Source organism: Bacillus sp. H1a (assembly GCF_000633475.1).
In the GTDB taxonomy this organism is placed as follows: Bacteria; Bacillota; Bacilli; order Bacillales; family Bacillaceae_G; genus Bacillus_A; species Bacillus_A paramycoides.
Window position 1 is genome coordinate 17,815 of the sequence record NZ_AYMH01000017.1, and the last position, 25,586, is coordinate 43,400.

Annotated in this window: 26 protein-coding genes and 2 pseudogenes; 19 read left to right on the top strand and 9 right to left on the bottom strand. The window is 33.4% G+C overall.

Translation table 11 applies throughout. From position 1 onward, the window contains the following. The first annotated feature begins 140 nt into the window (after positions 1-140). Together U860_RS0107170 and U860_RS0107175 are read left to right on the top strand one after the other, a co-directional pair. Positions 141-1,538: a M60 family metallopeptidase gene (locus U860_RS0107170; RefSeq protein ID WP_025147966.1), complete on the top strand. Its 1,398-nt coding sequence runs from the start codon at positions 141-143 to the stop codon at positions 1,536-1,538. Between the two features lie 783 nt (positions 1,539-2,321). Next, on the top strand, positions 2,322-3,722 hold the full coding sequence (locus U860_RS0107175) for a zinc dependent phospholipase C family protein (RefSeq protein ID WP_025147967.1): 1,401 nt from the start codon (positions 2,322-2,324) through the stop codon (positions 3,720-3,722). Positions 3,723-3,967: 245 nt separating this feature from the next. Here the strand turns inward: U860_RS0107175 and U860_RS36795 are convergent, their stop codons facing one another. Next, a complete protein-coding gene (locus U860_RS36795) occupies positions 3,968-4,099 on the bottom strand; it encodes a hypothetical protein (RefSeq protein ID WP_275887048.1) in 132 nt (43 codons plus the stop codon). 362 nt (positions 4,100-4,461) lie between these two features. Next, positions 4,462-5,010 carry a GNAT family protein gene (locus tag U860_RS0107185; RefSeq protein ID WP_025147968.1) on the bottom strand — a complete coding sequence of 183 codons (549 nt, stop codon included), beginning with the start codon at positions 5,008-5,010 and terminating at the stop codon, positions 4,462-4,464. 414 nt (positions 5,011-5,424) lie between these two features. Here U860_RS0107185 and U860_RS0107190 point away from each other — a divergent pair, with 414 nt between their 5' ends. The 4 genes from U860_RS0107190 to U860_RS0107205 all read left to right on the top strand — a co-directional run bounded on the left by U860_RS0107190 (position 5,425) and on the right by U860_RS0107205 (position 7,777). Then, complete coding sequence (locus tag U860_RS0107190; protein ID WP_025147969.1) at positions 5,425-5,649, top strand: hypothetical protein; 225 nt, start codon at positions 5,425-5,427, stop codon at positions 5,647-5,649. A 246-nt stretch (positions 5,650-5,895) separates the two neighbouring features. Next, on the top strand, positions 5,896-6,336 hold the full coding sequence (locus U860_RS0107195) for a hypothetical protein (RefSeq protein WP_025147970.1): 441 nt from the start codon (positions 5,896-5,898) through the stop codon (positions 6,334-6,336). Between the two features lie 76 nt (positions 6,337-6,412). Next, the gene (locus U860_RS0107200) at positions 6,413-6,835 is read left to right on the top strand and encodes a GNAT family N-acetyltransferase (RefSeq protein ID WP_115610294.1); all 423 of its coding nucleotides are present in this window, start codon (positions 6,413-6,415) and stop codon (positions 6,833-6,835) included. 129 nt (positions 6,836-6,964) lie between these two features. After that, positions 6,965-7,777 (top strand): alpha/beta fold hydrolase, encoded by an 813-nt coding sequence (locus U860_RS0107205; protein WP_025147972.1) that lies wholly within the window; start codon positions 6,965-6,967, stop codon positions 7,775-7,777. A gap of 290 nt (positions 7,778-8,067) precedes the next feature. Here the strand turns inward: U860_RS0107205 and U860_RS31270 are convergent. Continuing rightward, positions 8,068-8,864, bottom strand: a pseudogene (locus tag U860_RS31270) (glyoxalase/bleomycin resistance/dioxygenase family protein). 206 nt (positions 8,865-9,070) lie between these two features. Here U860_RS31270 and U860_RS0107215 point away from each other — a divergent pair. The 8 genes and pseudogenes from U860_RS0107215 to U860_RS0107245 all read left to right on the top strand — a co-directional run. Continuing rightward, positions 9,071-9,262 (top strand): annotated as a pseudogene (locus U860_RS0107215) (IS4 family transposase); the annotation flags it as partial. 89 nt (positions 9,263-9,351) lie between these two features. Continuing rightward, positions 9,352-9,678: a hypothetical protein gene (locus U860_RS36295; protein ID WP_025147974.1), complete on the top strand. Its 327-nt coding sequence runs from the start codon at positions 9,352-9,354 to the stop codon at positions 9,676-9,678. Positions 9,679-9,821: 143 nt separating this feature from the next. Further along, the gene (locus tag U860_RS32925) at positions 9,822-10,004 is read left to right on the top strand and encodes a hypothetical protein (RefSeq protein WP_081806638.1); all 183 of its coding nucleotides are present in this window, start codon (positions 9,822-9,824) and stop codon (positions 10,002-10,004) included. Between the two features lie 25 nt (positions 10,005-10,029). Then, entirely contained in the window at positions 10,030-10,539 is a 510-nt protein-coding gene (locus U860_RS0107225) for a DUF6141 family protein (protein ID WP_025147975.1), read from the top strand. 328 nt (positions 10,540-10,867) lie between these two features. Next, positions 10,868-11,392: a hypothetical protein gene (locus tag U860_RS0107230; protein WP_029952893.1), complete on the top strand. Its 525-nt coding sequence runs from the start codon at positions 10,868-10,870 to the stop codon at positions 11,390-11,392. 364 nt (positions 11,393-11,756) lie between these two features. Then, positions 11,757-12,491, top strand: a complete 735-nt coding sequence (locus tag U860_RS0107235; protein WP_025147977.1) for a DUF975 family protein — start codon at positions 11,757-11,759, stop codon at positions 12,489-12,491. A gap of 555 nt (positions 12,492-13,046) precedes the next feature. Then, a complete protein-coding gene (locus tag U860_RS0107240) occupies positions 13,047-14,000 on the top strand; it encodes a DUF3994 domain-containing protein (RefSeq protein ID WP_025147978.1) in 954 nt (317 codons plus the stop codon). Positions 14,001-14,390: 390 nt separating this feature from the next. Further along, on the top strand, positions 14,391-14,705 hold the full coding sequence (locus tag U860_RS0107245) for a hypothetical protein (protein WP_025147979.1): 315 nt from the start codon (positions 14,391-14,393) through the stop codon (positions 14,703-14,705). A gap of 109 nt (positions 14,706-14,814) precedes the next feature. Here the strand turns inward: U860_RS0107245 and U860_RS0107250 are convergent, their stop codons facing one another. Together U860_RS0107250 and U860_RS0107255 are read right to left on the bottom strand one after the other, a co-directional pair. Then, positions 14,815-15,246 (bottom strand): GNAT family N-acetyltransferase, encoded by a 432-nt coding sequence (locus U860_RS0107250; protein ID WP_025147980.1) that lies wholly within the window; start codon positions 15,244-15,246, stop codon positions 14,815-14,817. A gap of 124 nt (positions 15,247-15,370) precedes the next feature. Beyond that, on the bottom strand, positions 15,371-15,841 hold the full coding sequence (locus tag U860_RS0107255; protein WP_025147981.1) for an NUDIX hydrolase: 471 nt from the start codon (positions 15,839-15,841) through the stop codon (positions 15,371-15,373). Between the two features lie 191 nt (positions 15,842-16,032). Here U860_RS0107255 and U860_RS0107260 point away from each other — a divergent pair, with 191 nt between their 5' ends. Beyond that, positions 16,033-16,770, top strand: a complete 738-nt coding sequence (locus tag U860_RS0107260; protein WP_025147982.1) for a class I SAM-dependent methyltransferase — start codon at positions 16,033-16,035, stop codon at positions 16,768-16,770. Between the two features lie 280 nt (positions 16,771-17,050). On the opposite strand, the gene U860_RS0107265 is transcribed toward U860_RS0107260, so the two are convergent. From U860_RS0107265 to U860_RS0107280, 4 genes are all read right to left on the bottom strand, one after another. After that, on the bottom strand, positions 17,051-17,983 hold the full coding sequence (locus U860_RS0107265) for an NAD(P)-binding domain-containing protein (RefSeq protein WP_025147983.1): 933 nt from the start codon (positions 17,981-17,983) through the stop codon (positions 17,051-17,053). Between the two features lie 118 nt (positions 17,984-18,101). Next, positions 18,102-18,467 (bottom strand): MerR family transcriptional regulator, encoded by a 366-nt coding sequence (locus U860_RS0107270; RefSeq protein WP_025147984.1) that lies wholly within the window; start codon positions 18,465-18,467, stop codon positions 18,102-18,104. Between the two features lie 501 nt (positions 18,468-18,968). Further along, on the bottom strand, positions 18,969-19,736 hold the full coding sequence (locus tag U860_RS0107275; RefSeq protein ID WP_025147985.1) for a MerR family transcriptional regulator: 768 nt from the start codon (positions 19,734-19,736) through the stop codon (positions 18,969-18,971). Continuing rightward, the gene (locus U860_RS0107280) at positions 19,711-20,637 is read right to left on the bottom strand and encodes a DUF2268 domain-containing protein (protein ID WP_025147986.1); all 927 of its coding nucleotides are present in this window, start codon (positions 20,635-20,637) and stop codon (positions 19,711-19,713) included. The genes U860_RS0107275 and U860_RS0107280 overlap by 26 nt, the downstream gene beginning before the upstream one ends. Before the next feature lie 658 nt (positions 20,638-21,295). Here U860_RS0107280 and U860_RS0107285 point away from each other — a divergent pair. The 4 genes from U860_RS0107285 to U860_RS0107300 all read left to right on the top strand — a co-directional run bounded on the left by U860_RS0107285 (position 21,296) and on the right by U860_RS0107300 (position 25,160). Then, entirely contained in the window at positions 21,296-22,480 is a 1,185-nt protein-coding gene (locus U860_RS0107285) for a biotin/lipoyl-binding protein (RefSeq protein ID WP_025147987.1), read from the top strand. After that, a complete protein-coding gene (locus tag U860_RS0107290; protein WP_025147988.1) occupies positions 22,477-23,157 on the top strand; it encodes an ABC transporter ATP-binding protein in 681 nt (226 codons plus the stop codon). The genes U860_RS0107285 and U860_RS0107290 overlap by 4 nt, the downstream gene beginning before the upstream one ends. Further along, a complete protein-coding gene (locus tag U860_RS0107295) occupies positions 23,154-24,353 on the top strand; it encodes an ABC transporter permease (RefSeq protein WP_025147989.1) in 1,200 nt (399 codons plus the stop codon). Before U860_RS0107290 ends, U860_RS0107295 begins: the two co-directional genes overlap by 4 nt. A 108-nt stretch (positions 24,354-24,461) precedes the next feature. Then, a complete protein-coding gene (locus U860_RS0107300; RefSeq protein ID WP_025147990.1) occupies positions 24,462-25,160 on the top strand; it encodes a Yip1 family protein in 699 nt (232 codons plus the stop codon). Positions 25,161-25,586: the final 426 nt, after the last annotated feature.

Below are 25,586 nucleotides of genomic sequence, written 5' to 3' on the forward strand. Positions count from 1 at the left end.
TGTAAGTTCATTATTTAGCAATTATTTATAAAAATTATCACACAAATGATAAAAAGACTTAATCTCCTCATAAGGATTAAGTCTTTTTTATTAGTTTCGTGCGAAAGGTAGAATGGATTTGAATGAGGGGACTGACTTATATGAATAGAAGAAAGAATTGTAAATTACAAAAACCAATGAAAGTATTTATGGCATCTGCTGTTTTGACAACGACATTATTTACGTCTATGACTGTAAATAGTTTGAACATTCATGCTGAAACTACGCAAACTCAGGCGCAATATGAAGAGAGGACATTTGAACTTCCAAGTACAGGACATTATATGGGGGAAGCAGCAAGAGAAAGAAGAAGTGAGCAACGAAACTATGTACCAACAGGAATCTATGTACAACCGAATGAACAAGTCACAATTGAAGTATCGGGACTATCGGGATTAGACAAGCTTGGAGCAACTATTGGGACAAATGAATATGATAAAGCAGGGGGAAAAGCATTTCGTCTTTCTCTGGGTTCTAACACCATCTCCTCTCCAAACGGTGGTTTATTAGGGTTTGATAACTGTGAAGGGAAAGGAACTGTTAGGGTGAAAGTAACACAAGGGGGGAGCCCTGTTCCATTCTTTGAATTAGGGAAGCATACGAAAGAAGACTGGATTACTATGATGGACAAGTATCCAGATGCACATGCCGTTCAATTTAAGTCAAAGAAAGCAGTACTTACTGTTACTCGTGATAGTGCCAAGAAATATATTGTGGGTCAAGATCCGGTTCCTCTATTAAAAAAATATGATGAAATGATTCTAGCGCAAGATAAAATATCGGGACTATCTGAAACAAGTTCTAATCCGTTACATCGTCCAACTCGCCGTCTCTGGTCTTTTGTGGAAAATCCTAACAACCCAGATTGGGGTATGTATGCAGGGGTGAATGGAGTTGTATTTACTACTGCTGGTAATGCAATCGAAAGTGCTTTAAATGTAAATGAATTTGGATGGGGACAACTGCATGAAGCAGGACACACAAGGCAACAATATCCTTGGAAATGGAATGACCTTAGAGGAATGACTGAAGTCACTGTTAATATATATTCTTTAGCTGCACAAAAGCAATTATTCCCGAATCAACCAACACGATTAGAAAAAGAAGGGGATTACGATAGAGCTTTTGCATACTTAAAACAAACAGATAAAGAGTATAAAAATATTGATGACTTGTTTGTGAAACTTGTTATGCTTTGGCAACTTCATTTAGCATATGGAGATGATTTTTATCCGAATCTTCACAAACTATATCGAGAGTTACCAAAGGATAAACTTCCAGGAACTGATGAAGATGCAATACAAGCATTTATTTACAATACATCGAAAGTAGCGAAACAAAATTTACTTCCATTCTTTGATCAATGGGGACTGAAAGCATCACAAGAAACGAGAAAAAAAGTAGAAGCTTTGAGATATCCAACATTAACTTCCCCTATATGGGAAGCGACGGATGCGAAACCTGTTAAACCAGTAGCTGCGTATGATTCAAGAAAATAATGAAAGCAAGTGTGTAATCTAGCTAGTAGGGGTCACCATACACATCCATCAACTTAAGAAATTTATAACGCCCCCAAAACAAAAAATTGTACATTTTCACCTGAAGATGCCAATTTTCTCGTTTTGGGGTATTTGCTTTTCTCAGCTTGATTGTGATGTGGTGTTAAGTTAGTCCTTCGAGTTATCTGTAAAAGTATACCTTTATAAACTACAGTCACTTTTCCCATTAGTAAAAGTAATATTCCAGTTGACATTTTATAAAACGTTGAATTTCCAGTGCCAAATAGTCCCTATTCAGCTGAAAAATTGCCTTAACGTACAGCAAACAGCTTAAATGCGTCCAAATTGTGACATAACGTACAATTTTCTTTTTTTGATATGGTGACCCATGCTCATCAACTTAAGATTCTGAAATACCCCAAAACGAAAATTTTGTGCATTATGCTCATTTTTATTGTTTTGAGGTAACCCGTTCTTTTTAGCTTGATAGCAATGTGGTGTTACTTTTTTTATATATTTGCAAGACTTTTGTAACATTTATGAAAGACATTTGAAAGATATATAAACTATGATGATCTTAAATGCCCATCAACTTAAAAATTTTATAACATCGCAAAACAAAAAAATTATGCATTTTCACATAAAGATGTCAATTTTCTCGTTTTGGAGGTATTTGTATTTCTTAGCTTGATAGCGATGTGGTGGTACCCCTACTTAAGGATATTGAATTTACTGTTTATATATGATAATCATTATATTATTGTATTCAGAAAGGAAAATGAAATGAAAAAAATTATACCTACACTATGTATAGCTGGGATGACTTTAGCTATGTTAGGCGCATTCCCTCATAATAGCTATGCTCATACTGATCAAATTGATTTAACTGAGAATGATCCCATTGTTGCAAAATGGTCTGCAGAGGCTCCCTATCATTCTGATAAAAGTACACATTTATGGATTGCAAAACAAGCTATTGAAATTATGAAGGCAGAGTCTAATGTGGAAACAAATAAACAGGCTGTGGACTTCTTAAATTTCCCACAATATAAAGATTTATTTTCAAAAGGATTGTATGATGCAGATTATAATTCTGAATTTAACGATGGCGGGTTAGGAATTGGCGGAGTTTTTAAAGGCGGATGGAAGTCACACTTTTATGATCCTGATACTCAGAAAAACTATCGAGGCGAAACAGATCCAACAGCTCTTACACAAGGAAAGAAATACTTTTATGAATCTGGAGAACATTTTCGAAATAAAGACTATGAAAAAGCTTTCTATTATTTAGGAGTAGCCACGCACTACCTTACAGATGCTACACAACCTATGCATGCAGCAAATTTCACTGCAATTGATACAAGAGCTATCAAATATCATAGCCACTTTGAAGACTATGTCACAACTATTCAAGATCAATTTGCAGTCAATACTGGCGGGAATTATAACGATTCTTTCTCTAAACCTGAAGAATGGATCGATTATGTAGCAAAAGTAGCTAAACCTGAAATCCAGAATATCGTTAATGATAATACACTTGAGTATTACAATAGTGGTAAAGCACAATTGTGGCAAGAAATGGTTAAACCAGCTGTACAGCGAAGCTTAACAGCTGCTCAACGCAATACAGCAGGTTTCTTAAATCTTTGGTTTAAAACTTTTACTAAAAATGAGCAGGCTCCAAGTATAGAGAAGGCATTAATCTATGATACAGAAGGAAATATCGTAGAGGAAGGCAAAAACTATTATATCGTACCAAGTGAATCACCTTATCAAGGTTTAACATTTAAATGGTTCGCAGCAAATCGTTACGATTATGTGTTACTTGCAAATGGAAATAACAATGCACAATCTGGCACACCTATAGAATTTGAATTTTACAAAGAAAATGATACAAAATTACACCATGGTGAGAGCGTATATCTTCACATGAAGAGCTCGAGTTATGATCAATATCAATATTTAAATTGGTCTAATTATTCTAGTTGGGTTCACCTTGCTCAAAAATCTGATAGTTTAGCTGATTTCAAAATTCAAATAAACCCGAATAACCCTGCAGAATATAACATTTATACAGATGGTTATCCGTTAAATTATGAAAATATCAACGCAGAAAAAGGTTGGATCGTACTAGGAAAAAAAACACAAAAACCTAGTTCCTGGAAGTTTATACCTTGTAGATAAAATAGGTATATGTCTGTTAACTGAATGAGAGTGATGGTTATCATATTTTCGAATAGAACTTGTATAGATTGCAAAACACTTTTCACATGATATAATATAACTACAAAAAAAGGTATACTCTAGTCAATAAAATCATACAATAAAAAAGAGAGTGCCATGCGACCAACATGTACACTCTCTAGATAACTGCTACCGTCAAGGTGGTGGCTATCATAATTTAATTTTTCTTACGAAGTCCATCCTTTTTACGCTTCCGACGGCGAGATAATAGGGTGGGCTTCTTGTGTTCTAAAATCTTTTTTTTTGAAGAGATGTGCGAAGGTTTCACGAACGACACCCTTCATAATTTCCTTTAGAAATTTAAGAATTACTTCCATGGCTTTTCACCCCCTTTCTTTCTAAATATAGAAAGAAGGAGTAATAGCCTCCACCCTAGCTTCTGCAATTATCTTCGATTATTATAGCATATATTCTTTATATTTCGCTTCACTTTGGAATCGAGTAAGCCTATATGGGATCACCATACATGCCCATCAAGTTAATATTTTGAAGTATCCCCAAAACAAAAATTTCATCTTTTCATAGTTGCCCATAGGAATTTTGTTCATTTTTTTCATTTTGGGGAAGAATGTATTTCTAAACTTGAAAGCGATGGGATCACCACAGAAGAACCGATTTTTTGCTATGTTTTAATACTATCCATGATAAGGTTCATGTAGGTAATTTATATTTTATTTTTTTACAAGTAATACTCTGCATGATTCAGTTCAAATTCCTGCCTTGTCATTCCGTAGCAAATACCATCATAATAAGCTCCTTTGGTGAAAATGATACGTCTTAGTTGTCCCTCTTGCATGAATCCTAATTTTTCATGCAAGCGCATGGATGGATTATTGAAAGAATAAACAGTTGTATTTACTTTTTGATAAGCAAGCTCCAAAAAGAAGAAACGAAGAACCATAAGAATCATTTCTTTCGCATACCCATTGCCTCTGTATGGCTCAAATACAGCCAAATAATAATCAAAGGTACCATTTTTGCGATCGCAATCAAATGTTTCAATTATCCCAACAATATTATTGTCTCTATCAACTGCAATAAAACGGAATTCGTCATCGTCTTCTAATTGTTCTTCTACCCATTCTCTTATTTTATCAGCTGAACGGGGAAAATGAAGTGAGTCCATATTCCGTAAAATTTCGTCATCTAACGATTCGAACATAACAATATCTTCAGGTTGAATCGCTCGTAGTATAAGCTTTTCTCTTGTCCAATAAGCAACTGCCATTTAAACTTCCCCTCCGTTATTTGTATTTTGATAGTTGATAATAATTAGGCGCAATAACCAATTATGTATATTATATACTATGTATAATTGATTTAAGCTTGTTGGTGCTACCCAATCTCCATCAACTTAAGAAAAGTAATTACCCCATGCCCATCAACTTAAGAAAAGAAAAACACCCCTAAAACGAAAAAATGCGCTGACTTCTCAAAGTAACTAACTATAGAGAAAGAAAATTTTCATTTAGGGCGGAGAGCTTGTAGTAATTACTACAGGTTCACTTTGTTTTTCTTTAAAACCGAAAGTAAACTTTTACATATTTGTTTGCATTCATTTAAAAAAATAACACCAATGTTCATCAATTTAATTTCACTTTTATAAATCATGTATATATATTATTAATAAAGAGGTGAAAAAATGAAAAAAAAGAGAATAGTATTTTTATTTTTAGGTTTTTTGATTCTTTTTATTGTATTTTGGTATTCAAAAGGCTACAGCGGTGAATACATAAGATGGGGTAGTTCAGTAGAGTCTGTTGATACAAATATACTTGAAAGAAACAACATCCCATATAAAATAAAAAATAACAAAGTATATATTCCAGAAGATGCCTATGACAAGGCGATATATTGTTGTTCTTAATTCATCTTCACATTGTTTAGGTATTGGGCTTAATTAAAAATAAAATAAAACGAAAAAAGAGTCCCAAATTAATAGGACTCTTTTTTTATTTTTCTCGAATGTAAACTTTTTACCCATTAGTTTACATTCAAAACATTGTAAATAAGGCGTACCGCCAAATATAAAACATATCCATAGGGAAGCGTGTAGCACCTTGCTATAATAATGTTGGAACTATTTCCTAATTATTGATGAAGGAGCTTAGACATGGAAAAGATTAATAGAATATTAAGTGATTTTGCTAAGGTTAATGAATATGATGGCGTAGGTAATGATTATAGACTATATCTTTTATCAGAAAATACAAAAGAAGATATATGTGAGCTTATAAAAAAGGATATAAAAGCTACTAGTGATGACACAATAGAACTTATACAGTTGAATGAATGGCAGCAGGATTTCCTTTTTTGTGAATTCCCTGACAGTGAAGAGTATTGGTTCGGAACAATACCCAGTGGATATGATTTGAAAGGATTAACACCGAAGGAGTTTATAATAGAACAGTTATTGAATACATTTGAACAAGGGATTGGAGCAGTTTATTGGGTAAAATTAGATATAGGAGCCTATTATGCTTGTAGTTATGAAGAATATGTCTTCGTAACCAATAAGGGAATTTATTATCTTTCTATGCAAGTACATGATTAAAAAGAAATAGTGTACTGTTAGACATAATTTAGGATATCTTTTACCCGGTTCTTTGTATGACTAGGGGGGGGGGAATATGATTAGAAACTATGAAATTTTAACAAATACGCCCCCAACATTAGATGAATACATATATTTGTGTTCAAGTGTTGGGTGGAAAGATTTTATGAATTTTGATGCTGCAGAAATTTCAATACGGAATTCTGTATTCTCCGTTATTGTTAAAGATAATCATAACATCATAGGAATGGGAAGAATTGTAGGGGATGGTGCTATTTATTTCTATATTCAAGACATAGTGGTTCATCCCGACTATCAAGGAAAAGGTATTGGCAAGGAAATTATGAAGGTCCTAATGAAATATCTTGAAGAAAATGCACCAGATAAGGCATTTGTAGGTTTGTTTGCTTCAAAAGGAAAAGATGAGTTTTACGAAAAATATAATTTCAGAAATTACTCACCTAATATGACAGGAATGTTTAAAGTGATTTCCGAATGAACTAAGGAAAAATTGGATTTGTTAAATAGCAATTCAATTGGCTAGAGTTTTTTGAACCTTCCACGAGAGGGCGCTTAAGCGGAAGAACGAATTGTTATACCCCATAAAAACATAAAAGGAGTATTGCTTATGACAAAAATAATAATTGAAGACCAAATAGCAAATGACATCCCGATTATAAGTATGTTTCAAGAAGGATTATTAAATTGTCCATTGGTACTGTATATTCACGGGTATGGAGCAGACCGTGAACAGGCTATGGACTTTGGGTATATGCTTGCAAAGAAAGGTTTTTACTACATAAGCATGGATTGTAAAGGACACGGTAAGAGAAAACTAGAAAATGATTGTAATAAATTCTCTGAAGTCTTTCCACCAGATACTGGTTTGGACATATATGTCCATATGCATGAAGTTATAGAACAATCTGCAATAGATATACAAACTCTTATTAAATATTTTGAAAGTAGAGATGAGATTGACTCAAATAAAATAGGAATATCAGGTTTTTCTATGGGAGGATATGCATCATTTTATATTGCAGCAAATAACCCGGATATAAAAGTTGCAGTTCCGATAGCAGGAAAGCCAGCTTTTACTAAAGCATGGAAAGACAGCATTCTCTCAACAAATACTTATGAACAATGGAGTAAACAGATTCAGGAAGCAGAAAGAGAGATAGACAAAAGAACGGAGTATTTTCAAACGATAGACCCTTTTGAAAGGTTGAGTAGTTTTTCACCAAGACCACTATTAATAATTAATGGTGATCAAGACACTGATTCTCCATACATCTATTCATTAGAGCTTTATAAAGAATTATTACCAGTGTACTCCGAACATCCTGAAAACCTTCAACTAAGTATGCCTTTTGTAAATCATCAATTTAATTATAGTATGAAACTTGAAGTATGCAATTGGTTTGAAAAGTATCTTGTCTAAGTTGCCTGTTCATCAATAGGGGGCTTTAACTTAACAAGACAAAATTAAAAAGTCGATTCTTAGCGTACAGGAATTTGACTTTTTTAGATTGAAATTTGCTTAGCGTATAATATGTGCGTTTTGTCGGCAGGACCCCATGCCCATCAAGCTTATATAAATTTTTATCCCCAAAACGATACTTTTACCTATTTGGGTTGTTGATGCTTATTTGTAACCAAAAGACCACCCATAGATTAGCGGGTGGTCATATATTTTCTAAATTATTTTATATTATTTGGCTTTCTATTTCTTTAAATTGAAAGTGGTAATTTTAATTTTTTTGGAATATCAGCTTTAAAATTTTCGGTAAGGTGTACCGAAAACGAATATCCTTCCCGTATAAATGAAATTTCATTAGTATTAGAATGAAATTTCACATTGCTTTGAAAAAGATTAGCCTGAATCTCTTTTAAAAAAGAGAGACTTGTTGTTCCAAAAGAGATATGCATTTTAGGTGGTAATGCTCTCATACCGATAGGAATCCACGGTCTTCCTTTACTAACAACCACAGCATGGGCAGTCCCTCCTATAACTAGATTAAATATATCTTGATCTTCTAGCGTCCTCATCTGTAATGTTTGTTTTAGCCAATCACGAAACACTGGCACAGATTCAACCGGCAAACCTATTTCTCTTAGATATATAACTTGTAACTTTCCTACTGGATTTAAAATTCTCTCTTTAATGTAATCATGTGATATGATCTCAAGTATATTTCCATCACCATCTTTAAAATATAATGACCGACTTTGTTTAGTATTATGAATGATAAAATCTCCGTTTTTATTCCCTAAAATTTGTATACCTGATTGGAGTAACCAAGTAACAATATTTTGGAAAATAGACATTGGAACTTGAAAAGCAAAATGAGCTGGTGTGATTGGTTCTAACACCTCGCGAAAACTAATTGTTGTATAAGGGGTTATTTGAAATTGAACAAATGATTCAGTCTCATTTTTTATTGGAAACATAGTATATCTTGATAGACCTTCTTTACTCCCTCTAAAGAAAGTGTCTGTAATTCTAAATCTGAAATATGTGTAATCATTGTAATGTAGCTCCCTGTCCAATATATCTATTTGCTATTATATCGAAATTCAAATTTAATAAATCAAACTGAGGTAGCGAATTCAGATGAAATTTCTACTACTTTTGTAGGGGGTATCTTTATTAAATCTAGATGAAATCATATTTAAATAATGAAAAAAACGTTATTCTTTTAGTAGAAATATAAAGAAAGGATGGCGTTCTCGTATGAAAGTTTCGATTTCTGATGAGCTACAATTGTTTTCTTCAGAATTACAACGATATATGTCACCTAATGCTTTAGAGCAATTAGCTAGAAATGTAGGATTCGTGAAACGAAAAAGTAAATATCGCGCACAAGATTTAGTGGCTCTATGTATTTGGTTAAGTCAAAACATAGCTCATACTTCATTAAGACGTTATGTTAACCTCACATGAATACCCTATTCATGCAAATTTGCACAAAATTGTCTTTGCTGAGGGTACAATCAAAATCATGGAGGGATATTATGTTAATTTTTTATGTAATACCATTGTTTCTTATATCCGGTACTTCAATATTTTTATTTTTCATGTCTGTTTCACCAAAAATTAAGGCTAAAAATCTATCATTGATAATGATCTGTTTAGCGATAAATCTACTCACAATTCCAATTTCTTGTTTGGTAGGTTCGTTTGTTTCTTATACAAATGAGGCGGCAACAGAATTTAGATATAATAATCCACTTTATTCTTGGAAAGGATTTTTCTTTATTCAAATAATACCGCTTTTCATACTACTTGTAGCTTTGATACGGTGGTTTATCCGCAAGGGCAAAGAAAAAATCGACACATAAAATTTTAAAATGACTTCCAATAATAGGACGTTATGTTAACTCTCTATGAATATCATATACAACCAAAATTATACAACATATCACTTTCTCTAAATGGTACAATTAGGAAAAAGATGAAAGAAAAAAATAAGGGCGGGGCATAAATGAAATATATTAATGGATTGTACATATCACTTATATTGATGATGTTTATTAATTTACTTAATACTACAATATTTGACAATGAATATTCAGGGATAACAATGTACCTTTCTTCCGTTATATTCATAATTGGGAGCGCATTTTTCGGAAGTTCAAAACGACTTAAAATTAGTGAGAAAAAATAAAACATTTAGGAGATGACAATCATTAATGAGACAACAAGAACACGTTATTTTTCGTGAGGTTCAGCGATCCCCAATTTGGGCATGGATACTCATATTAGGGATTGCCATACTAATGTGGTATGGATTCATTCAACAAATTATTCTTGATACCCCGTTTGGAGATAAACCAGCTCCCAATGGTGTATTAATTGTTTTGTGGTTGTTTTTCGGGATTGCCTTTCCTGTATTAATGCTTGGAGTATTGAAACTGATCATTGAGGTCCGTGAAAAAGGTCTTTATGTTCGTTTTGTTCCTTTTCATTTTCAATATAAGCAGTACCTTTTCAAAAATATACATCACTATGAATGCATTACTTACAGTCCACTAAAACGATTTGGGGGATGGGGAATTCGTTTTAACCTTAAGGGTGAAAAAGCCTATAACATGAATGGAAAGAAAGGTATAGAGTTAAAGTTGAAAAATAACACAGTGGTAATCGGCACTCAAAAACCAGACGAATTAAAAAAAGCATTGGACTCAGTACAAAAAGTATAATGAAAAATTAATCTTCAACAAACTGGCGCAATTCAAGAATTTGTACTAGGAATACCTACTTTAAAAACAACTTAAATTTACTTCCGATATCGAAAATTATGTAAATATGTGTGGATTTAAAATAAAGTTACGACGTTTATAAAAAAGACGCGATGTTTTAAATAAAGTCACGATGTTTATAAAAAAGTTGTGATATTTTGTCTCTTTCAATTTAGGAATTCTAAGTGACCGGAATTACTTACACTTCGTTTTTCTTAGTGAACCAACAACGCAGATTAGTTACACATCAATAATTAAAATATCAGAACTTTAGGAAGGAGGGGGGATTATGATGAATAAAGAAATTCAAGAATTGTTTGATGATCTCAATTTATTTGCCAGACAAATTGCAAATGTAAGATTGTCAAATATATCATTTGATGTATATGAATTTAGAGATGAATATGCAATGCAAGTAGACTTAACATTCGCCAGAAAAGGTCAATTTGATAATATTCAAGAGGCATTTTCTGCACTATTTAAAAAGGAATTGTTCGATGGAGAAGAATGGGATATTAGTGATGAGCCAGACCCTTCAGACGAACAATGGCTAGCATCACTAAAAGATGGTTGGATTAATACATACTATTCAAGAGTGTGTATTAGCATAGAGTCAGTAAACAAAGATGACTTTATAAGTAGATTTAAAAGGGATTTAGCTGATGTGAATGCACCAGAACAAGTTATTAAAGAACTCTTAATTAGATTAAGTCATATTGAAACAATACAAGTACAAACGGGGTATGTTTATGATTGTATATTCGGACAATCTGATAGCCATTATTTTTTGTATGAATGGGGAATATATGATTAAAATCATTATAACGACTAAGATTGTGACGAAACGTACTTAAAGTAACGGGGGCGTTGGTGAAATAACGGATAACAAAACAATCAAACTTTTTTATAAAATTTTTATACTAATTAGCAAAAAAGGGCTCCATTTTAACCAATCTTTTTTCAAAATGGAGTCTTTGGGTTTGGCGTAAAATCAAGGTGCATATAATATTTCTAATCCAACTTTAATTCAAACTTACAAATAACACTTTTGGAATAGTTTCATCATTCATTTAGATATTAATAGAATTATATATAATGTCAATATTGTTAAAATGTGCTATTATCCCTTGTGTAAAAGTAATTCAAATAAGAGGAAAAAATTGAAAGGTAGGATTAAAATGATTAGTGGCTTAAAAAAAGCGGCCTTATCTTCATTAAAAGACAGATGGGGATTGGGGGTATTGTCATCGTTTCTTTATCATGTCATTTCCAGGATTGGTATGTTTATTATAGGGTTTCCACTGTTGTTACTGGGTATCTTATTAAGTGAAACAATGAATTCTAGTTATTCGATTACAGGAGACGAAAAGTTAAATGCAGTAGGTGCTTTTTCTTATTTACTTGTTTTCGCTGTTCTATTTATTTGTTTAATAGCTGTACAAGGCATTATGAATTATGGGTATATTAAAGTTACATTGCGTTTAGCGAAAAAAGAAGCTACTACAATTGGTGAGTTATTTGAAGGATTTCGAAAAAGTAATGTGTTTAGATCTATAAAGGTGACTATTTTAATGACTGTATACACACTTTTATGGAGTGTATTATTAATTGTACCAGGTATTATAAAATTTATCTCTTATTCTATGGCTTACTATATTTTGTTAGAGCATCCAGAATATACGGCGAGTGAAGCAATTAAAAAGAGCCAAGAACTGATGAAAGGACATAAATTAGATTTATTCCTACTATCGTTAAGTTTTATCGGATGGTTTATTTTAGGGGTTATCATCGGATTTTTCACATTTGGTATCCCGTTTCTTTGGATCTATCCATACTACATTACAACAGTATCGCATTTCTACTTGAATATAGTGAATAGAGATACTGTTATGGAGGAAAAAACAGTTATCTAGAAGGAGAATATAGTTTGTTTTATATTGCTACACGAGGATAGTATAATTTACGAAGAAACTTTAATGGTAAAGAATTAGTAGATACCTGGGGTTTTGAGAAAGACGGTAATTTTACTGTTTCACTTGTCTTAAAAGAAGATGGAACATTTGAGTTGTATGCAAAGGGTAAATATCCGTGTAAAGATGGTAATGTTGCAGGAACTTGTGAGTATACAATTAACGGTTGTTACAAAATTTATTCAAATTAAGACTCCAATTATATAAAAACTCATTAGTCTTTTATTGGAAATGTTATAATGGTAATTGTGGGTTTTTTCTGGAAATGGCTGATGTTCGCATAATTATTGGATTAGATTCTTAAGCAGTAGTTGAAGCATTTTCTACGTTTTTATCACAAGATAACTTGAATTTGTAACAAACAAAATTTGTTGAGTTAATCTAATCATTTATTATGTTGTGGGAAACGAGACATTTGCATGCCATTGCAGAAAAATCCATTTATAAGGTAGAGGTTACTTTATAAAAGTTTATTAAAATATTAAAGGGGTATATGTTATGAAACCGAACAAGGTATTATCCATAGCACTCCCTATCATACTCTTAACAGGGTGTGGTGGGGAAGACAAGATAAAAGAAAAAGCCGAAGCCAAGCAAGAAGAGAAACAAGAATCGAAGAAAGTAGCTAAAACTCATAAAGTACCTGCTGAGTTTTATAAAAAAGATATCAATGCTTATTGTAAGTATTTAGAAGATGACTTTAAAGCATACAACAATGAACTGAGTCATATCTCGGATAACACTACTACAAGGGAAGCGATTATAGATAGAATTAAACGACTCGAAAGAACAATTGATATGTTTAATGAAGTTGACCCTCCTAAAGAGTATGCAGACGTCCATAAAGATGTAGAGAGTTCAATGGAACACTTCTCAAAGGCAATGAAACTATCGAAAGAAGTATTTTCTAGAAAAGAAATGCCTAAAGGGGGTAGAACTGATAAAGAATTACTAGAAGAGTCTGATAATGAAATCAAGAAAGGTGACGAGTACTGGTTTAAATTCATAAAAGAACTTGGTTTCACAGAAGGCTCTCCTAACAGAGCAATAACAGAAGCTCAATTAAACGAGTTGGATAATAAAGAAGGTACTAACCTTGAAGCAGTAGAAAAGAACGTAGTAGATGGAACAGAGTTAATTGCTAACTGGGGTTTTGAAACGAAAAACGGTTTCCAACCTTCTCTTATCTTAAAAGGTGGTAATCCAAAACAGTTTGAAGTTTACCTATATGGAGATTATCCAAAGAAAGGTAACCACATTGAAGGTACATGGACTTATGATGTTCCATCCAAAGAGTTACGATTACATATCGACAAACAATTTGTAAATGGTCAGAAAGCAGAAGTTATTCATAAAGACCTTAAGTACAAAGTACAAAACTATGATAAAAAGAATTTACAATTATTTAACCAAGATTCTATGAAAATAACTCGATATACAAAGCAAATGTAATGATAAAAAGGAAAAGGATTAGGTATAGTCGCCTAATCTTTTCTTCTTCGTAACTATCCAGCCCATAGTTAAAAACGCAAAACAAATAGAGGTAATCACTACGATCTATTCTATTTTCCTCTGATTGGGGTACTGCCACATTGTTATCAAGCTAATATTTTGAAGCATCCCCAGAACAAAAAAATTGTACATTTTCATCTGGAGATGTCAATTTTCTCGTTTTGGGGTATTTGCTTTTCTTAGCTTGATTGTGATGTGGCGAGAACCCATTTATAAAAATAGATTCCAATAGAAATTTAAATACCTTTTTCAAATAAATACAGTCTTTGCACCAGAACCATATATACTATATGAATGTATACAATAAACATAATTAAAGGAGAATAGAACTTGATAAAACATATACTCAGTTTCATTCTTGGAACAATTGTTATATTAATTGGTTCCTTTTGGGTTATTCCTTCCACCCTCGAAGCAATTGACAGTAACGTAAGCCATATTACTCCTGACAAAAAGTATTTTAGTAAGCTATATGACTATGATATTAAGCTTTGGATGATTGCAAACCTTATATTTGTAATTTTTTGGGCAATTACTGTTCTTATAGTTAAGTTACCTAATTATAAGAAGAGCAGAAGTACTCATATAAAAAAATATAGTCATACAAATCAGCGTAAAAGAGCAAAGAGAAGGCGTCGTAAATAATTGTTTTATAAAAAACAATTATTTACGACGCCAGCATTTTGGAAAAAACCATACTAAGCAAAAAATACAATAAGCCGCCCATATGGACAGCTCATTTACATAATTATTGTTATCGGGAGTTATTAAATTTCTTGAAAAATATAATCTCTGGATCACCGTCATCCAAATTATCAATGTATCCACTATTAACGTAATTGAGTGAGCAAAAGACTTGTTGCATTTTTTCGTTTGATTTGTTCGTTGATGAAAAGATTTTATCTGCTGAGAAAATATTCTCCACGTGTTTCATAAGTGTTTTTGCAACACCTTGCCTTCGTACTGTCGGGCGCACAATTACTAAATCTATAAAAATATGATTAAAAAAATGTTTATGATACACTAGAAAACCAGAAGTTTGATCATCTATTTGTCCTACAAAACATCTATTTTCTTCAATAGATTTTCTTAGCTCAACTTCTCTACTCCTGTTACCAATAACTTCAGAATCAATAGATATTACATCTTCTAGATCATTAAGTGTCGCAATTCTTACTTGAACCATTTTATTTCCTCCTTACTGATTAGTTACCATAAAATTCGAAAGTGGAAGTTAAAAGTTTTTAGTTTCTTGCTCAATTAAAGCGTCCATTAGTTAAAAATTATGGATAATTAATTTGAAGGTGTTTTTATTTAAATACACCTTTTCTTTTGGAAAGCCAATCTTCTAAGGCATCTTCGTGTAGTCTTGTGAATAATCTCGGTATTTGGTCTATTGGGAAGTATTTTAAATCTAAAGTTTCAATACCATCTGCAGTAAGTTCCCCATCAATTGGTTTGCATTGAAAACAATGAACGATAGTCTGAGCTTTATCTCCGTTCGGAAACTCACCAAAATATTTAGAGTAGACACCTATAAGATGTTCCACTTCAACATTTAATCCTGTCTCCTCAAGTATTTCTCGTTTAGCGGTTTCTTCAAGAGATTCTCCAAGTTCCATAGCACCACCTGGAAGACCCCACTCATTTCTATCTCCCCGTTTTTGTAAAAGGATTTCATTTCGTTCGTTATAAACAATACCTCCAGCAAAATTAAGAAATATTAAATCGTGCCCTACTTTTTCCCGAATATAGCGAATGTAGTCCTTATTTACAGTCATAAATTTCCTCCTATTTATATATAAAATACAAATTAATTATATATAAAAATAGAGGGAAATTGTAATTAAAGTAATATTGTTCCTTATTCAACTAAATGACAGGTTAGTTGAAGTGTATTTTGGTTAATATAGGGATTTTTTGGATGCCCCTAGAATATAAAAAATATAGATTGTATTATAGGAGGTATATAATGAAACAAAACATTTATGATAATCCGTTTTTCTTTAAAAAGTATAAGTCATTACGTGAAACTGGATTTACCTTTAATGATTTTGTTGAACAGCCAGCAATTAAATCTATAATTGCTAATCTTACAGATAAGTCTGTATTAGATTTGGGATGTGGAACTGGTCATTTTTCTATGTACTGTGTAGAAAGTGGTGCCTCGAAAGTTATAGGAGTGGACATCTCAAGAAATATGATTGAACAAGCTGAAATGTATAACAAAAACGAAAAAATAGATTATATGTGTGCACCAATAGAAGAACTTAATTTGCCAAATCAAAAATTCGACTTAATAACAAGTTCTTTAGTTATACATTACATAGAAGATTACTCATATCTAATTAAGAAAATAAGAGATCTGTTAAAAAATGATGGTGAATTTATCTTTTCAACAGAACATCCAATAGTAACAGCTCGAAAGGAAATGAATAATTGGTTTAAGGATAATAATGGAAACAGATTGCATTGGGCATTAGATGATTACCAAGAAGAAGGAAAAAGGGAGGAACATTGGTGGATAGATGGTGTTGTTAAATATCACAGAACAATTTCAACATTAATTAATACTCTTATAGACAACGGTCTTGTAATTGAGAAAATTATTGAGCCAGAGTCAACTCCAACAGGATTAGAAAAAATGCCAGAATTAATAAATGAAAAACGGAGACCATCTTCTATTATCATTAAATCAAGAAAATATTGAGATTGAACCCTCGTTGATTAACTACTGGCTTTATTTTAAAAAAAGAGTAAAATCTTTTTCTAATTTTAAAAATAAGATTGTGAAGAAATACACTTAAAGTAACGGGTGCTTTAAGTGAGCAAGAAACTAAAAGCTTTTAACTTCCGCTTTCGATAATTATGTAAATGAGCTATCCATATAGGCAACTCATTGTATGTTTTGCTTAGCGTGGTTTTTTCAAAAATGATGGCGATGTTTCCGCGCCCCTTTAAAGGCCATCCCGAAAGGAATGGCCTATTTTTTATGAACGAATATCGGAATTTTTGAAGATTTCAATGAGGCTGGTGAAGCTATCATTGACATGACCAGTCTTCATGCCGCGCCTAAAGATTTCCAGAACAGTTGCTGGCAAGGCGGTGTCGATACTGGCTTCTTGGGAAGTATGAACAACATGCTCAACGCTCGCCAAGCCCATTGCGAGTCTGTCCACGTCACCAGGGTGCTCACCCTCATCGAGAAGCGGGGTATAGAACTCTACAAATTTCGGCAGTGACGACATCGTCGCCGAAGCATATGGTAGGAATTGCTCCGCCGTAATGCCGTTCGCGTTAGCGATTGCAAGAGCGTGAAGGTAACTAAGCATTGCCGTCCAGAATATATCCATCTGTATCTGGTAGTATAGCATGGCTAATCCAGGGTCCGCGCCCCGATAATCGGTACTTGTTAACACTCCCAAGGTCTCCCTGTGAGCCTCGAAGACCACTCGCTCACCACTATAGTATGTGTAAGATTCCGATTTACCTATGCCTGACGGTGGAACTTGCACTCCTCCAGTAATATGCCGTGCTCCACGGTCTTCCAACCATTTAGCCGCCTTGCGAACTTTTTCCGGGGTATCCGAACTCAAGTTAACGAGCACCTTACCGAATAAATTCTCAGAAGTCGGTTCCAGAATAGAGTACATCACATTGTAATCTGTAAGGCTAAGGATTACCAGCTCGTTAGCAGCTAATGCCTCGTTAACCGTAGACACCCTGATGGCTCCTCTTGCTACAAGCTGATCTGCTTTACTTGAAGTCCGGTTCCACACGGTCACCGAGTACCCATGCTCCAGAAAAACGCCTGCCATCGCCTGACCCATCGGACCTAACCCTATGAGTGTTACCGATTTTTGGTTCCCAACCGCGGTTGTAGTTTCAGAACCATTTTTCCCATTTGGGCTATTACTTTTCAATGGAAAAACCCCTTTCAGATGAAATTAAGTAAATCATAAAGGATTACACTAGTGTCAATGTCAACACAAACAAAAATGGCCTCGGAGCGATTCATCATGCTCAGGGGCCATGTCTACATTAAACGGTTCTCTTTTTCCTAATCGTTAAAGCGATTTGCCTCTCCAGTAATCTCTTTAATCCATGAAGTGTTTCGATTTGATAATTCACATTGCTTAGCTTCTTTTCATACGTTTCCAGCATCTCCTCGCAATATTCATATTCGTCAGGATTTGCCGCTTCGCTCTTGAACAACACTTTAATTTCATTTGCTGTTAATCCAAGCTTCAAGTATAACTGAATCGCTTTGACTCGTTCTATGGCCGATTCGTCGAAATCCCGGTAATCGTTCTCCAACCTTTCGGCGTTTAGAAGTCCTTTATTTTCATAATGCCGGATGGATCGTATGCTGACATTGGTCAATCGTGCTAGTGCGCTTATTTTCACTCCTAACAAGCCTCCTTGCATGCTCATAATAAATTGATTATACAACGGCGGTTTTCCATTATTATTTCACCTAAATGAACTTGTAGTATTTGTAAAATACAGTTTTTCATAAAAGGGATTTAAAGAAACTCTAACATAACAAACAGTTCACAATGGATTTTGTGAGTTTTTCTCAAAAATATCCTTTATTTGCGATTCGAATCCCGGTTCTAGATTTTGAATTACCCTCCATGATTTATATACACAGTTTATGGACATATTTCTAGCTAAAACGGACAAAAAACTCACCCATATGAGAGTGTTGTTTACGAGTATACTGGATTAAGAGGGCAAAAGAAAACTGTATAATTTATAGACCTAGCTAGGGCTTATATAGCATGCACATTTATAAGAAAATACTCCTTTTTTTAAATGCTTTTATTTTGGTAAACGAAAGCTTATTTTAGTTCTGTTCTTAAGTTAATGGCCATGTAAGGTGACCCCTACTATAAAAGTACGACATTAATGCTTCTTATGATTGATATAATGTATAATGGCGTTATATAAAAATTCAACTAAGTCTTCATTACTATATTGATTTATATAATTTTTAAATCGCTTATCAAATTTATACGTATTTGCAATACATGTCAACATTTCAGAGTCACATACAATAGATTGCTCGAGATAGCTTTTCCACTCTACAATTAATTGCTGTACTTCATCGGAAGTAGGTGATTGATTAATATAGGAAGCAATTTTTCTAAACATTCTTTCCATTTTTTGTTCGAATTCATGAAATAAGTTCGCCTTTTCACTAGGAGAGAGTTCTTTCAGTTTCTCCTCAAATTCTTTGTATTTTTCTGTTTCTCCATAGATGAATTTCGCTTCATGAGCATATTGTTCTTGTAATGGTAAAATAGATGAATTATTAAAAATATTTAGATTGTAGATATCCTTTCCTGATACATACTCATCCACCGCAGTAATAACTGTTTCTAAACGTTGTTTTTTTAACAATAAAGTTTGGTTATGCTTCTTTAATAATTGCTGCTGTTCTTCTCTCGTAAGTTTCAAAACATCCGCAATTTCCTTTAGAGAAAATTCCATTTCCTTAAAAAATAGTATCGTTTGAAGCTTTACTAAACTGTTCCTATCATAGAGTCGATAACCATTATCTGTTAAGGAAATTGGCTTTAATAAATTGATTTTATCATAATATTGTAAGGTTCTTTTTGTTATGCCTGTAATTTGGACAATATCTTTAACCGTTAATAGTTGTTTCTTCATCCCAAAATCCTTTTATTTCATCTAATATTAGATTGGCAGGAGTTATTGTGGCTTCAAAGATATTTTTCCCTGTTTTTTCTAAATAGTATTTAATTAAATAGTATCCACAGGCATAACCAGCAGCATAAGACATATTGACTGGCATATAGTTTTGAAGTTTTGCTAATTCGTCACCATAAAGATACGGTGCAATTTTATCAAATCCTGTTAATTGTAATTGTTCCTTGAGCACAGGTTTAATACGTCTATTAAGCATTTCCATAGTTGTTTTCGATACCCAAGGACCGAGTAGATCTTCACCAAAAATAGAAGTAGCAAAGTTTTCTGCTAAACCTTCACTAACAATTAATTCACCTAAAGTAACAGTATGATCCCACTGAATAAATTGATATCGAACATTATGATTACATTCATGTGCTAAAGCAGCTTTCATTCGAGGTATTGTGTATTCATTTGGCACAAATGTACACAAAATATAGCCAGGGATACCTCCATCACCACTATATCCTTCATTTAACATTAATGAAGGGCTATTTGGATCCCCTAATAGAATCGTGAATAAGTAATCTGATACATGAAGGTTCACATCATGCTCTCTAAATAAATGAAGGCTTTTCCTAACAGTTTCCGTACACTCAGACCAAAAAGAATCAGACGAAATCAATTCTAGTTCTGGTGTAATCTCATTTGTAATCTGATTAGGAGAAATGTTCATTATATTATTCAATGTGATAACATCAAAACCATTTGGCTCCTCAGCTTTAAAAGGAACATGTTGAATTTCCCATTTCCTTATAAACGGAGCCAACATTTCTTGTCTGTATAACTCAACCTTTTCCTCTTTTGGAGCTTGTGAAATTTTTCGATATATTTTATCTGAGCGTAATGATTTTATATTCATTTCTTTCACCCCTTATTTAATATAGTTAAAATTATGCACTATGACGCGGCGTTATAGTCAAGGGAATTAACTAAAAATATAGTAGGAAGATGGGATTAGGTGTTCTTTGAAATATTAATAGGGGTACGGAAACGATTCTGGGTATGAGGGGCTACTATGAAAAAAATTAATTAGCAAAACCGTTAAGAAGAACTTGTAGCTATAAATTTTTAGAGGAAGCATCCATAGCGGATGCTTTTTTCTGTACTATATAAAATTTATATAATAAATGAGAAATTAACTAAGTGGACAATTGAACACTGTAACTTATAGATAGCATCATACCTCACACATTGATTCATAACTAAAATATTTTAAATAAACGCTTGTTTAATTTTCCTATACCTGATTTCTTCATCACATAAATAAGAAAAGGTAAGAATACTCCATTTACATATATTTAAGAAATATAGTTAGTTATAACATAAAATTCATTTTCTTATAGTTAATTAATCCTGTATATAAATATATTTCTTTCAATAAGAATGCTACAATATTCTTATAAAAATCTTTTAATCTAATTATATGCAATATTACATATTGGTTATGAGTATTTTTCGTGTTATATTATTTAATTACTATATGTTTAGTAATATTTAATTTTGAAAGGGGAAAGATTATGTTACCAAATACAGTTCGTACTCCAAATAAGAAAAAAAAATGGATTATTGTCGGGGTTATTGTACTAATTGTTATCGTTGCGGCGGTTAATATTTTTGTTATGCAAGGTAAGAAGAAAGATACAACGAAGACGGATGCTGTAAGTTTTGAGAAAGTGACAGAGCATAAGCTAAATAATACGAAGTTAATTTCGGGTCAGGTGAAGCCGGGGAATATTGAAAGCTTCTATACGGATCCAACTAAAGGAAAAGTGAAAGATATTGCAGTGAAAGAAGGGCAAGAGGTAGAAAAGGGAACGAAATTATTCTCTTATGATAATGAAGAAATTAATTTACAGGTGAAACAAGCTGAGCTTGATCAGAAGATGGCTGATATGCGTTATGATCAAGGGAAAAAGAAAATTTATTCATTGAAGAACGAAATTAAGAAGGCAAAAGATAGTGGGGCTGGGAAAGAAGTAACAGACCCAATGGAAGAGCAAGTAAGTGAATTAGAAATGGCACAAAAAACAACTGAACTTGAGAAGGAAAAAGGAAAGTTGCAAAAAGAAGAGTTAAGTAAAAAACAGAAAGAACTTACGATTTATAGTAATTTTACAGGTGTTGTACAAAAGTTAGATAAAGATGCAGCACAAAGTTCATCTCAAGTTTTAGGTGGTCAAGGGAAAGCATTCTTACAAGTTGCTTCTAAAGATCCGTTCCAAGTTCAAGGGACTTTAACAGAGCTTCAAAAGTCACAAATTCAAAAAGACCAAACGTTTACTGTAACTGCGAAAGCAAATAATAAGAAGAAGTGGACAGGTAAAATTACAGAAGTAAGTGAATTCCCAACGAGTGCAGAGATGGCTCAAGCAGCTGGTGAGGGAACTCAAAATATGTCTCAATATACATATAAGGCAAGTCTTGATAGCCAAGATGGTTTATCACCAGGTTATCACGTTTCTTTACAAGTAAATTTAGAGAATAAGACGATGATTGCTGTTCCAAGTAAGAGCATTGTAGAAGAAGGCGATGATGCATTTGTTTATATTGAAGAAAAAGGAAAACTTCATAAACAGAATGTGAAAAAAGGTGCTACTGATGGAGACTGGACAGAGATTGTTGAAGGCGCAACAGTGGGGCAAAAGGTGGTTAAAAATCCTTCCGACAACGTGTATGACGGAATGGAAGTGAAAGAGAAATGATTACTTTAAATAATATTGCCAAAACGTATTATCAAGGGAAATTGGCAGTACCGATTTTACATGGTATTAGTTTAACGATTCAGAGTGGTGAGTTTGTTTCAATTATGGGACCGTCTGGTTCCGGTAAATCAACGCTTATGAATATTATCGGTTGTTTAGATCGTCCAACAGAAGGGAAATATATGCTGAATGATGTGAATATCTTAACAGCAGATGAGTCAAAGCTCGCTTTAATTCGTAATGAATATATCGGTTTTGTGTTCCAGCATTTTAATTTACTGCCGCGTCTTTCAGCGGTGGAAAATGTTGAACTTCCGCTCGTATATGGTGGGGTGAAGAAAACTGAGCGCCGTAAGCGTGCTTTGGAAGCACTGGACAAAGTAGGGTTAGCAGATCGAGTGCATCATTTACCGAATGAGTTATCAGGTGGACAGAAACAGCGTGTAGCAATTGCGAGAGCGATTGCGAATAATCCAACGTTCATTATGGCCGATGAGCCGACGGGTGCGCTTGATACGAAGTCTGGTGAACAAGTTATGGATATTTTCACGAAGCTTAATGCAGAAGGTACGACGATTGTTATGGTTACGCATGAAGAAGAAGTAGCGGCATATTCATCTCGCCGCATTGTACTGCGAGATGGGAAAATTACTGAAGATAGAAGGTGTGCAGTATGAGTTTACTAGATAGTATGAAAATTGCTCTATCTTCTATTTTAGCTCATAAACTGCGCTCGGCTCTGACGATGCTCGGTATTATTATCGGTGTTGGTTCTATTATTACTGTCGTTGCAATTGGACAAGGCGGGGAAGCGATGCTGAAGTCGAAAATCGCTGGTTCTGGTAATAATCTTATGCCAATTCAATTTAAGCCGGATATTAATGATGAGTTTGCTATGGGTGGGCATGAAGTACCAAAATTAACGGAAGAAGATATTCTTGAGGTGAAACAGGTAAAAGATGTTGCCCATGTTATTACGACGAATAGTACGATGGAAGCACTTGATATAAACGATAAAAAAGCAATGATTAATGTTATTGGACTTGAAAGTGAGTATTTTCAAGTAAATAAAGTGAAAATTGTCAAAGGCCGTTCATTAAATGAATCAGATATTTCGCAAGGGAATAACGTTGTGATGATTAGTATGAAGGCAGAAGAGACGTTATTTAAAGATGAAAATCCAGTAGGGAAAATTATTGAAATGAAAGGACAGCCGGTGCAAATTATCGGTGTCTATAAATCAGACAATGAATTTATGGGATTTGAAACTGAGGAAATACTGATTCCTCTCACCTTATGGCCTGTTTTATACGGAACAGATGAAATTCAAAGTATAGCAATTCAAGCTAAAAATGTAGACAATTTAGAATCAGCAGGAAAAAAAGCTGTTGAAGTATTAAATAGTCGTAAGCCGAGTGAAATTCCAGGTAAATATGAATTAGTGAACTTAAAAGAGTTCCAAGAAGGAGTTTCTAAAGTCACTAATATCATGACAATGATCATCGGTGGTATCGCAGGTATTTCATTAGTCGTTGGTGGTATTGGTGTTATGAACATTATGCTCGTATCTGTAACGGAGCGTACGCGCGAAATTGGGATACGTAAAGCGCTTGGAGCAACGCGTAGTAAAATTTTATTACAGTTTTTAATTGAAGCCGTTATGTTAACGCTTCTAGGTGGTTTAATCGGAATTGGTCTTGGATATGGCGGAGCATATATTGTTTCCACATTTGCGAAATGGCCACCGCTCGTTTCATGGGAAGTTGTTGTTGGAGGCGTATTATTTTCGATGACACTTGGTATTATTTTCGGATTAATTCCAGCAAATAAAGCCGCAAAATTAGATCCAATTGAAGCACTTCGCTACGAATAGTTTACTAGTGTAGTAAAGATAAATATCATTACTACACATACATATTGTTTGAGTCAATTGTTTGTACCATTCTTTAAGAGGATTATATAGAGAGAAGGAGGCGCAATAATGGAAGCGAATATTAATACACAAGATGTAGGTGCGAAAAAGCCATCATTATTTGGAATGATTACATCTCCTGGAGTACAATTTGAAAGAATGAAAACAAACAAGAAAGTTTGGGGGATGTTCCTCTTAGTAGCATTGTTACAAGGGCTTCTAGGTGGTTTAAATGCGTATGTTATGTATACCTCACCTGAGATGCTTAAAATGAAAAAAGAATTAGGTGAAATGGCTGGACAAAGTTCACTTACATCAGAAGTTATTTCTGGAATTGGAACAAGCTTTGCTAGTGCGATGGTTGGAACACTATTCATAACTGCTATTTATAAAATGTTTATGATGTTCTTTGGTAATGATACGCCTTATAAAACCTTATTGAATATTGTAGCTTATACAAACATTGTCCTTATTATTGGTGGACTTATTAATTCAAGTTTAGGTCTAATCTTTGGTAGTGGAATGAGCCAATATACGAGTTTAGGGTTATTATTTACGAAAGGTACATTTGCATATGGAATTGGTAATACAATTGAAATATTCTATGTATGGAATTTAGTCTTAATTTGGCTTGGATTACATATTACAGCTGGATTAAGTAAAGTGAAAGCATTGATTCCAATTATTATTCTATTCATTATTAAAGCGGTATTCTTTGCGGCAATTATTGTATTAATAGCGAAGTTTTTACCCGGTATGTCAATGTAAATAAATTAAGTTCATTATTACTAAGTTTAGTAAAAGATTTGTAACATTAATAACCGGTTCCTTGACGTACAAGGTACCGGTTATTTTGTGTCCAAAATGTGTTCAAACATACAATTTTTTTTTTGGTATGGTGACCCCATGCCCATCAACTTAAGAGATTTTAATACCCCTAAATACAAAAAACGTTATCTTTTCTAATTACCTATCTTGTTTAGAAAAGGTGACGTTTTTTATGAATCTTTCGATTCAAAGTGAACTACAATTATTTGCTGAAGAATTACATAAACATCTTACTCCTTCATTTTAGAAAAGCTTGTTAGAACAACATATTACAGCTGGATATAGTCACTTATGGTTTGATGCATATGTGAATCACCAAAAGCAAATACATTTACACATGGCAAAAGTTATTTATGTCATAAAGTA